Consider the following 11,379-nt stretch of genomic DNA (forward strand, 5'->3'; position numbering starts at 1 on the left):
CGGCTTTATTTCAGTTTTGCTGATTGATAACCAAGCCTTAACAAATATAGACAAATTTTAGATTAAAAAAATTCCAAAATAGAAAAAAACCAAACCTGCAAAATTGAATAAAACCGTTGTTGTGCGTTCGGTTTTTTTATTTAGTCTTAAAGTTTATTTGATAATCTTTCATCGGTATTTTCTCAATTGACTTAATTGATTTACCCGAAATAATTAATTTATATTCTTTATTACTCTCCAATTCTACATCAAGAATTATGGTTTTTTTATCTTCTGAATAATTTACTTTCACTATTTTTGGAAAATATTCTTTACCTTCTTTACTATAGTTTATTGAATAACCTTTTCCATAAAGAGTTCTGTCGAAATTTATCGAAATTGTTTTTATTTCATTATTAACTTCTTGTTCATTATTTACAAATTCTGCTATTGATTTAACTTTTGGTCTTTTTTCATCAAACTTTTTTTCAAAAGTTTTAATTTCTTTTGCATATTTTTCAAAAGCTAAAATCAGGTTTGGCATATAATTTTCTAAAGTCGAATATTTATCACGATTATTTTCATAATTTTCTAATTCAATTACTAACTCATTAATCCATAAAAACCCTCTGTTTAATTGCTCTTGAGTTTCTTCTTCGATTTCATTTTTCTCAAAATTATGATCTTTCATATATTTGATAACAGAAGCTCTAACTAGAGATTCATTTATCATTATTTCCCATTTACCATAAGATTGTTTATTCATTTGTTCTTCTACAACTTCAAATATTTCCTTTCCGCTTTTTTCAAGTTCAGTTTTATGAATTTCAGTTAGATAATTAATAAAGCTATGATTAAATTCGTGTAATAAAGTTGAGAAATATATTTCTTTGTCAAATTTAGCAAAACCTAAACTATCAACTTTCCAAGTTCCAATTATTGCATAAACTTCACGTTTTCCGTTTTTAAATTGTATATCAGGACCATAATTTCCTGTTCCATTTCCTAAAGCATTAACGATAATGAATTTTTCATTTGGTTCTTTTCCGTAAAATGATTTATACCAGTTTAAATCAAGTTCATTATAAATTGGAAGAAAGTCAGAACTTGTTTTTCTATAAAGTTCTGAATTTTCTTTAAAGAATTTTTCACATTCAGAATCTGCATAGAATTTTCTTAAAAGCTTAATAAATTTTAGCGAATTTTTCTTCTTCCAACGTTCTTCTGGAATTGAATTTGAAAATTTAACTAGTGGTTTAAAATTTGGCGCAGAACCAAGATGAATAGCCATATTCATAGTTGCATTAAAACCAACACCATCTTCTTCACGAATTTTTTTTATAAATTCAATTAGTTCGTGATTTTTATATTTTCCAAAATGATTTTCAATTTTATCTGTGTAAATTTTGAAAGCTTTAGAATTGTATTCTTTTGCTTCTGCAAGTCTGAAAACAATACTCAAAAGTTCAATTCTTTCATCAACTTTTGGTTTTTCTATAATTTGATTTTCTTGTGAAAATGAAATTGTTACAATTAGTAAAAAAAGCAGTAATATTATCTTCTTCATTTGTAGTTTTTTTCTGCGTTCCGCGAAACTGACGCACAACGTCTCGTGGCTTTGCGAGGTTGCGAACTTCGGAACCGAGATTTTTCTGCTAAGATAGAATTTCTTGCGAAAGATAAACGTGAATTTACCACATAATTCGCAATCTCGCAAAACCGCTGTTATAGGCCGTTTAAATGTTTATCAATTCTATTTAATATTCTATCACGCTTTCTTTCCCAAGTAGAATTATTCGAACTTTTCTGCAAATTGAAAATTTCTTCGATTTGACTTTTAAAATGGCTTAATGACTGTGGATTATTAATTTTGAACCCTTGCGTTAATGGAATGACACCTTTAATATCTTTAAAATCCATCGGAGGAATTAATATTGGAATGTGTTGGTTTGTTTTCATCCACGTTGCACCCATTTCGCATAAACTAATTGGACTCGAATAAAAATTATTAGAGAGAAGAAACAGTACTAAAACCTCGCTATTCAATTCTTCTTTTATTCGGTCTAAAAAATCCTCTCCAAAATTAATGCCGTATCCTTCGAAAGATGAACAAAAAATTTGTGTGCTATTTAAACCTATTGTCTCTAAAATGTCAATTAGTTCTTCGACAATATTTTTATCTAGCGATGAATGACTAATAAATACTTTACTAATTAAAGAATCTGGATTTTGATTAATTTCAATTTCTTCTTCAACGTCGTCTTTAAATTCTTCAATATAATTCATAATTGATTTTATAACTGTGCTAAAACTTCGACGGTAATACTCAAGATGACTTGGTCGATAATCAATTCCCGATACTTGCATACCATTATATGAAAATTTTAGATTATTAAGTTGTTTTACTTCTATTGATTCAGTATCAAATAATTTTATAAAAGTTCTTTCAACCAAATTTTTCCAACTTTTGAATTCAGAGTCGTTAGCACTTTCGTTAGTAATATCTTTTGATTTTTCTAAAAGTCTATTTAATAGTTCAATTTTTCTTGATGTTTTCATATTTCGGTATAAATGGCCTATAACGGTTCGCGGCTTTATTTCAGTTTTGCTGATTGATAACCAAGCCTTAACAAATATAGACAAATTTTAGATTAAAAAAATTCCAAAATAGAAAATGACCAAGCTTGCAAAATTGAATAAAACCGTTGTTAGGCACAGGTATTTTTTATTTGAAAAGACTTTTAATTTTAAACCAAAAACTATCTTCTTTTAAATTAATTTGTTTTTCCAAGCTTGCTTTCTCTTTAAGGTTTGCTTCATTATTCTTTTCAGCTAATTTATCTAAAAACTTTACAGGATCAGTTAAGAAAGCTGCTGCATTTGATTTTTTTAAATCCGCGATAATTATTTGAAAATCTGGCTCAAATAAATAACCTTTTGTATTAAAAACCATTAATTCATTATCTGCACATATTTTTAAAATACCTCGCAGAAACTTATCTAAGTTTTCTTTAGTTCGCAAATCAGTTCTAAATTGAAATTCTGAAATAATTTTAGTTTCTTTATTGTATGAAATATGTGCATCATTATCTTCATTTAATTCAGAATTACCTTTCCAACCTATAAAACCCGAATCATCATCGCTCCAATCTCCTCGTTTAACATATAAATCAAATTGTTTGGCAATTTTTTCAATATTAAGATTTGTTTTTAACCACCATTTTATTGTTTTAGCATCTTCAAATTTAGGTTCTGGGAATCCATCACCAGAAGTTCTGTTTTTCCAGTAATTTTCCCAACCATCAAAGTCAATAAAAAGTTTTTCAGGTAATTCACCATACTTTTCAATTATAGATTTTTTAGGAATTATATTTAATTGATATTGCCAAATTGCCATATTTTTACGATTTTTTTTCGGCTTGTGCCTAACGGGTTGCGGCTAGCGAAAGCGGTTTGAATTAATCACTGACCACAACAAATATAGAACAAAATTACGAATCATAGAGGTTTTTCCGAAGGAAAAACCAAGCCTAAGCCGTTTTTGCTAACCGTTGTTGTGCGACGTATTTTGCAAATACTGACGCATTTTAAACCCTAATTATTTTAATAAAATTTATTAATCTTTACTTTTCGGTGGTGGTGGTGGATTTTTCATATTTGGAACACTTCCTTTTATTGTAATTTCACCATTTCCTGGAACATTGTTTGCTTTTCCACTTGGTTGACTTTTTGGGTTTTGTCCGTTTTTATCGTTACTCATAATTATGATATTTATTAATGTATTGATTTGTTTCTATTTCTGTAATATTCATTAGTCTTTTATATCTTTTTATATCAAGTTTACAATCTAATTCTTCTATTTTTTCCCAATCAGATTTTCTTAATTTAAAATACCTATCAATTGCCGTTTCTTCATTAATTTTTTTATAGTGAAGTTCAGTCCATAATCTTTCTAGCTTATTAAAATATCTAGTGTACATTAGTCTTAAATCGCTAATTTCTTCAATTTCTTTATCAGAACGAATTAATTGATTTTCAATTAGAAGAACTAATTGCATTATTGAAATTAAAATAAAAGCTAACCAAGTATAATTTTCAAAATATTTCCATCCTAAAACACCGCTTACAGAAATTACAAGAGTCATTATGGCAAATGATTTTTTTAAAGTACGCTGAACTGAAAGATATTTAGTCAAGTAAATTTCTCCATACTTTTTGTCTATCATTTCATACCAAATTTTATTCGTCATTCTGTTTTTTTATGTTGCACAACGTTTCTTGGCTTTGCGAGGTTGTGGACTAAATAAGCCGAAATTTTCGATTAATTACTGACCTCAAAGATAGTATAAAACTTTGAATTAAGCACCGAAACCGCAATCTTGCAAAACCGATGTTGCAAGAAGCCTTTTTTCTTTTAGTATTTGTTATTTTTCTATTAACCATTATAAAATTACTATACAATATTACAAGTTACGGATGTAATAATAGGTTTTGTTTATTCGTTATTATGTTTTGCGTATTTAAAAATAGGTTCTATCTATTCAATAATACATATTACGGATTTAATAATAGACATTGCGTATTTAGTATTATGACTTATCTATTCAATATTAGGTTTTACGTATTAAATAATATAAATTATTGGTTTAATAATAGAAGTTGCGGATTAATAATTAGTTTCTTTCTATTTTTTTTTTATTTGTTAGTATCTTATTGTTAAAAGTAGAAAGAGTATTACAAAAGGACGATAGCCCTTTTGTAATACTTCTTTTTTATTTATTGTCTTTGAATTGTAATTTTACGATTGCGTTATAATATGGTTTGCCAGCTTCTCCTAAAGATTTTAAATATGCTTTAATGTCTTTAATTAATTGTATAACATTTGTTTCGTTGCTATACAAAACATTGTTACGGTTTTTGCGTGCGGTTATTAAAGCGTTACCTGCTGAATTTACTGCTGTACTTAAAGCAACAAGATTTGTATGCAATGTTTGAAAACTTACAATTTGTATTTCTGTTTCATTTGGTTCGTATTGTGAGTGTGAAGCTAATTGATTTGTATATGTTTCTAAATTAGCAATTCGGCTGTCATAACTCATTTGTGAGGTAGAAACCCATTCATTTTCTGTCGTTTCTGGGTTTACGCTTCTTGGCTTTTGGTCACCACGTATTTTTTTTGCTAAATTGGTTATATTTTCTTTGTCAGTAGAAGAAATATCTATAGATTTTGAATAGTTTGATGATTTTGTCATTAGTTTACCTAATGGCAAAATAGCAATTTCACGAGCCGAAACTGCATTCTTATAAATTGGTTTTTTGTTGTTGAGTTCTGTAATTACAGATTGTAAAGAAGTTCGTATTGGGTTGAGATTTACCAATTGTATTTTAACGTTTGAAGGATTGTATAAAGAACCCATTTCTTCTAATACTTGATAAGCGGTGCTAAAATTTGCCACATTTTTATTGTGACCTGTTTCTGTTGTTGAAGCCATAATTTAAAAATTTAATTTGTTATTATTTACAAATGTATAAAAATTAATAAATTAAAAACGATACTCTATTTTTAATAAAAAATATCTTGGTTGTAATCTATATTCTGTTTTAGAGATGTAGATGTCTGAAACACTATAATTATTAAAAGTTTCTGTGTTGAAAAGGTTATTTCCAGAAAGGAGAAAAGTTAATTTATTTTCCATAACAACATAACGTGTTTCTAAATCTAAAAAATAATATGTGTTGTTGTCTTTGTCTAAATTGCCAAAAAAGTAGCGTTCAGACTGCAATTGTATATTAAATTTTTTACTGAATATAAATGATAAATCAAGAAAACTCATATTATCTGTAAAAGAATTCTCAACAATTGTTTTTACTTGATTATCATTCCACTTTGAACCAATATGATAATTAAAAAAACCTTTATAACTTGAGCGTAATTCAAAACCATAATTTAAGTTTAAATTATTTATCTCTCTTAAATTTGAATTATTTACTATATTTTTAAAATTAGTTTTAGTAGCACTTAAATTAATTTTTAAATTTGATTTAATTGATTTAAAATATCTATCAATATTTGAAGATATTGATAAAAACTCTCTGTCTTTAATAATTAATTTTTCAGATTGCGCAAAATTTTGAGAAATTATAGAATTAGTACTATAGAAGTCATTATTTTTTGAATATAAAATAAATGTGTTTGCAAAAAATTTGTCACCCCAACTGCCGTAAGTATAATTAAAAATAGCAGATGATGAAATTAGTTGATTAAATTCTTCTAATCCTTTGGAAAAAGAACGAAAACCAGTTTGCACAAAACCTGAATATATGTCTAAAACACCTGCATTTGTTGTGTTATATGAATATGATATTAGAATTTTATTTTTCTCATTTATTTTCCAATCTAAACCTACTTTTGGAATTATTATAAATGGATTTTGATTTTTTTTAGTACTATACTCGTCTATTTGATTAAATAACTGATGAAAATCAGATTGCGTTAATAATGAATAGTTCCCAAATTTGAAACGATATTTAGCAGAAAAATATAAGTCGTTTGTTAAATATGTTAGATTGTTTTGATAATTAATTGGTAAAGAAATAGTGTTTTCGTTATTTAGTAACTCAAATCGTGTTTTTAAATAATCAATTCTTATTTGATTTCCTATTTTTATTTCTAACAAGTCATCGTTTTTTTTCTTATCTAATACATGAGCTTCAAGACCACCAAATTGCATTTGATTTTGACTAAATTGTTTAGTATTATTTGCGTTATCTGAAAATAAATCATTTAGATTAAATTGATTTACAGAATAATTTTGTGGTGTCTTTTCGTTTATATATCTGCTTGAAAATATAAATACTTTGTTTTCTTTGTACTTATTAGTAAAGATTAGTTTTTGGTCAAATAGTTTATTATTACTCGTTAATTTTTCATTTAATAATTCATTATTGAAAAGTAAATTACTTCTGTTTTTTTGATTGGTTTTGTTAAATTTTCCTGAATATTCAAATGTTTTATTTTTTGAAATATCGTATGTTAAGTCAATTTTACCAAAGCCTGTTATTTGCTTTTTTTTACCTACAAAATTTTCTATATTTTGAAAATTGTTACTACCAACAGAAAATTTTTGTAAACTATTTTTAAAAAAATCATTTTCATCAGTATTTAAAAAAGCCAAAGTTTTAAGTTTAATTCTATTTGAAAGCGTAAAGATGCTATTCAAAGAAAGTATTTCTGCGTTATTAAAATTAACCCTTTTTTGTTTTAAATTTGGTAAATCTGAACTTAATCCTAACAAAGTATTTACCGTTTGATTATCACCTAAACTACCTGCCTCATCGTATCGAAAAGGTCTAATAAGTTGGTTGATATCACCAACAGCATCATAACCTATATTGTTTAAATTTGTTAAAAAATAATGTTTATTTTTTTTACCAAAATTCATCAAGTTACTTTTTACTTCGTAACGGTTTTCTGAAAACAAACCATAACCTAATTGCATATTGCCAAACCAAACCCTTTTTGCATCTTCATTTAATGTTAAATTTAAGGCTACTTTATTACTGTTTTCTATGCCTTTTAAATGTTTATTGTTTGAATAATTTTGTAAGAGTTCAATCTTATCAATTGGATTTACAGGCATATTTTTAGTTAATATTTTATATCCTTTTTCAAACATATCATCACCATCTATCATTACTTTTTCAATTTCTTGAGTACCAATTTTTATTGTTCCATTTTCGTCAATATTAAGGTTTGGGATTTTTTTTAGTAAATCTTCTACTACTTGCTCATTACCTTGCAAAAAAGATTTAGCATCGAAAACAATGGTATCTTTTTTAATGAGTATTGGACGTGAGGATTCAAGAATAACTTCTTCCAATTTAATTGGCATATACTTTAAATCAATATCTAACTTGATTAATTTATCGCTATCTAAAATTTTAATGGATTTAATTACAGTTTCATAGTTTAATGAACTGAATTCAATAGTAAATGTTCCTCTTTGTTCTGTTTTTATTAAATATTTGTTTTCATAATCTGAAAAACTGTATTCTATTGTCTCATCACCAGATTTTAAAAGAATAGTTGTAAGAATTTGATTGCTTTCATTATTGTTTTCAAAATTTATATTACCAGTTATATTAGTTTGAGAATATGAAATAAAAAAAGGAAAAAACATAAAAGCTAAAAGGGTTATTATTTTAATCATTTAGTAATTTTAATAATTTAAAACTTTATATTTAAAATTAATAGTTTTTGAGTTAAAATGAATTATTTAAAGTATGTTTGAGTTCTCCATTCATTAGTTGGTTCTTTTTCTTGGTCTGTAGAATATTCAAAACCAACATTTAAATCATTACGGTTTGAATTTCTTGCTTTTACAATTTGAATTTTATCTTTTATAGCATCTGTACGAAGTTTGTCAAATTCTTTAAAAGTTACTTTTTTGTATTTGGAATTTTCTTTGATTAATGAATTAATATCTATCTTAGTTTTAGTATATGGATAAGAGATAGTTTTTGCTTCCCATTTATAAATGCCTTCTTTATCTTCTGCTGATAATATTAGACCTGGTAGACCATTAAATTTCCATGGACCTAATGAAATTGGAATTTTTTCTGTATACCATACTTCATAAGTTCTACCTCTAAAAACGGTTGTAGCCTTTTTACATAAATATGTATTAATTTTTTTTTGCTCTTTGGTTAACTTCCATTCCATTTTAGGTAAATTTTCATTTACAGCATATTTTTTCTTCAAAAAAATATTCTCATCTAATCTTTCTGTGAGAATATTTGTTTTGCGATTAATTATTATTTCAGATAATTTATCTTCTATATTAGTAACACCAAACGATTCAGAATCTTTTGAATCTCCTTTTTTTTCTTTTTTTACGATAGAAGATCCATAATAAGAAAAGTCATTAGAAACTATCAAAGAACCTAAATCAATATTTATTATTTTAGGAGTAAAAATTCGATATTCATTGTATTCAACTTTTAATAAATTGTTTTTGGAGTTTTGAGAAAATGAAAAAGTTGAAAATATAATTAGAAAAAATAAAAATTTTGAATTCATAAAAATTAGTGTTTGAAGTTAAATAATTAATAATGGGTAGTATAATAATCTAATATTATTGCTACCCATTAACTTTTTATAGTATTTATTTATGGATTCATAGCTTGCCAACTTGCAAGTGCAGCATTTAATGCTACTTGACTACCACATCCTACATTATCAGGCATGTCGTTAATGTTAACATAACCTAAAGTTTGACCTGTGTTTGCATTGTAAACTCTGTATCTACAATTGTGCAAAACATCTTCATTTGAGTTTACTGATGTAAATGAACTCAAAGAAATAAACGCTACGGCAATTAAGCCAAAAAATACTTTTTTCATTTTTTTGTTGTTTTGTCTTCATTTTGTGGGCAGTAATCACAAAACTTCAACTTTAAATTATTAAATAAAACTGCCTATGTTTAAAACCTTTTATTTTAACAATGTTTTTTTATTATAACAAAACTAAACTTTATTATCAATAATTAATCTTTTTTTTTATTTTTTTTACTAACCAATAAGTTGGTTTTACCTTAAGATTAATTTATTTAATTTTCTTTATAATTTTATTATAACGTCATGTTTTTCAACGGTTTCTTGCAACGTCCTGTGGCTTTATTTCAGTTGCGAACTACGGAACTGTATTTTTCTGCCAACACTAAACGTAATGCGAAACGTGAACGTGATTTAACTACAAAACTCGCAATTGAATAAAACCGCTGTTATGCGTTCGGCTTTTTAAACGTAATTATTAATTATAAAAACTAAAATATATGAATATTCAAGACGAATTACAAAAAATACACCATCAATTTGGAACAAGTGAAAAAGCTAACTATGAAATTCAAAAACTTTTTGATAAACAAAAAAAACAAAGTGATTTATTGACAATTGCTTTTTCCGGAATGCTTATAGAAATGCCAAATAATAAATTAGAAAGCAAAACTATAAAGGAACATTATTCAGATTTCAAAACGTATTTAGATACACGTTCCAACCAAGCTGACGCATAACGTCTCGTGGCTTTGCGAGGTTGCGAACTTCGGAACCGAGATTTTTCTGCTAAGATAATATTTCTTGCGAAAGATAAACTTGAATTTTGCACTTATTTCGCAATCTCGCAAAACCGCTGTTAGTAGCCGTTATTTTTTTTCATTTTTCTCCCAACGTTTTTCCATTTCTGATAATTGTGTTTCACGGTCATAATCTTTTAGCTCATTTCTTTTATTATATCGATAACCGCTTAGGATAATTTGACTTTCTAGACCAATTGCGTAACCTTGTTCTGTTTTTTGAGTAGGCACAAGCATAAATGGCACATCTCGTGGTTGGTTTTTTAGAAAATCCCTCATAAGCTTATCATTGGCATACTTAGTATTACGCCAAAAAGACATTTCCATTACTAATTGCTCATGAACTTTATCTTTTTTTGATTTATTTTTAAAATTTTCTAATTCGACTGCATCATGTAATTCTTTTAATCTTTTTCGCCCAGGATTTGCATACAAGTAAAAAGTGTACGATCCATTCGGCTCTTCAACAATTGAAAAAATTATATTTCCCTCACTATCATTAGATTTATCAGTATTCCATGTTTTTAAATAGTTAAAGAATTTTTCGCCATATTCAAGATTTTTATAAATCAAGCCAACAAAATTGACATTCTTTACATAATCAGGATCAGAAACTGTCATAACATTTTTCCATTCTGAATAATCGATTTCAAAATCAGGAGGCAGTTGTACTACCATACTAGAATATTTTACAATCGCTCTGTCAAATATGAATGAAAGTAAAAATAAGAATAAACCAATACTTACGCTTATAAAATAATTTTCGATAGAAAGAAATATGGTTATAAAACCTACTATTCCAATTGTCCAAACAATATATTTTAAAGGTTTTTCAAATTTTTCATGAACATGAAGCTTCGGTAATAAACCTTCCTTTCTGAATTCAATTAAACTTCGAGAATCAATTAACCATTTTCCGCGTTTAAATTTCATGTTTTATAGATTGTGGTGAGTGATAATGGCTACTAACGGTTCGCGGCTTTATTTCAGTTTTGCTGATTGATAAACAAGCCTTAACAAATATAAACAAATTTTTGATTTAAAAACTTTCCAAAATAGAAAAAGACCAAACCTGCAAAATTGAATAAAACCGTTGTTGTGGTTTCGTAATAACTTTAATTCAAATTGCGTCAATTCAGAATGAATTTATGTATTTTGAATTTAAAGAATCAACACAAAGATTTTCCACAAAGAAATTCACACAAACTTTTCGACAAAGTTCAGTTTTTTTGTTTTTAAAATGATTTTGATGATTAAATGATTTTCA

At 26.6% G+C, this 11,379-nt stretch carries 11 protein-coding genes; 1 reads left to right on the forward strand and 10 read right to left on the reverse strand.

Translation table 11 applies throughout. The annotated features are described in order from the left end of the window. Positions 1-136: 136 nt before the first annotated feature. From G507_RS0109055 to G507_RS0109095, 9 genes are all read right to left on the reverse strand, one after another. Positions 137-1,546 carry a DUF4932 domain-containing protein gene (locus G507_RS0109055; protein WP_026717194.1) on the reverse strand — a complete coding sequence of 470 codons (1,410 nt, stop codon included), beginning with the start codon at positions 1,544-1,546 and terminating at the stop codon, positions 137-139. 158 nt (positions 1,547-1,704) lie between these two features. After that, positions 1,705-2,538 carry a toll/interleukin-1 receptor domain-containing protein gene (locus G507_RS17340; RefSeq protein WP_051191566.1) on the reverse strand — a complete coding sequence of 278 codons (834 nt, stop codon included), beginning with the start codon at positions 2,536-2,538 and terminating at the stop codon, positions 1,705-1,707. Between the two features lie 166 nt (positions 2,539-2,704). Beyond that, positions 2,705-3,376 (reverse strand): hypothetical protein, encoded by a 672-nt coding sequence (locus G507_RS0109065; protein ID WP_026717195.1) that lies wholly within the window; start codon positions 3,374-3,376, stop codon positions 2,705-2,707. Between the two features lie 219 nt (positions 3,377-3,595). Then, positions 3,596-3,739 carry a hypothetical protein gene (locus G507_RS17655; RefSeq protein WP_157496550.1) on the reverse strand — a complete coding sequence of 48 codons (144 nt, stop codon included), beginning with the start codon at positions 3,737-3,739 and terminating at the stop codon, positions 3,596-3,598. After that, entirely contained in the window at positions 3,732-4,229 is a 498-nt protein-coding gene (locus G507_RS0109075; protein ID WP_026717196.1) for a hypothetical protein, read from the reverse strand. The genes G507_RS17655 and G507_RS0109075 overlap by 8 nt, the downstream gene beginning before the upstream one ends. Before the next feature lie 522 nt (positions 4,230-4,751). Further along, on the reverse strand, positions 4,752-5,471 hold the full coding sequence (locus G507_RS0109080; RefSeq protein WP_026717197.1) for a hypothetical protein: 720 nt from the start codon (positions 5,469-5,471) through the stop codon (positions 4,752-4,754). A gap of 51 nt (positions 5,472-5,522) precedes the next feature. Next, positions 5,523-8,189: a TonB-dependent receptor gene (locus G507_RS0109085; protein ID WP_026717198.1), complete on the reverse strand. Its 2,667-nt coding sequence runs from the start codon at positions 8,187-8,189 to the stop codon at positions 5,523-5,525. Positions 8,190-8,251: 62 nt separating this feature from the next. After that, a complete protein-coding gene (locus G507_RS17345; RefSeq protein ID WP_051191569.1) occupies positions 8,252-9,058 on the reverse strand; it encodes a GLPGLI family protein in 807 nt (268 codons plus the stop codon). A gap of 89 nt (positions 9,059-9,147) precedes the next feature. After that, positions 9,148-9,381: a hypothetical protein gene (locus tag G507_RS0109095; protein ID WP_026717199.1), complete on the reverse strand. Its 234-nt coding sequence runs from the start codon at positions 9,379-9,381 to the stop codon at positions 9,148-9,150. 431 nt (positions 9,382-9,812) lie between these two features. Here G507_RS0109095 and G507_RS0109100 point away from each other — a divergent pair, with 431 nt between their 5' ends. Beyond that, positions 9,813-10,052, forward strand: coding sequence for a hypothetical protein (locus G507_RS0109100; RefSeq protein WP_026717200.1), 240 nt, complete (start codon positions 9,813-9,815; stop codon positions 10,050-10,052). Between the two features lie 129 nt (positions 10,053-10,181). On the opposite strand, the gene G507_RS0109105 is transcribed toward G507_RS0109100, so the two are convergent. Beyond that, positions 10,182-11,045 (reverse strand): hypothetical protein, encoded by an 864-nt coding sequence (locus G507_RS0109105; RefSeq protein ID WP_026717201.1) that lies wholly within the window; start codon positions 11,043-11,045, stop codon positions 10,182-10,184. Positions 11,046-11,379 lie beyond the last annotated feature (334 nt).

It is taken from the genome of Flavobacterium gelidilacus DSM 15343, assembly GCF_000422685.1.
GTDB classification, from domain to species: Bacteria; Bacteroidota; Bacteroidia; order Flavobacteriales; family Flavobacteriaceae; genus Flavobacterium; species Flavobacterium gelidilacus.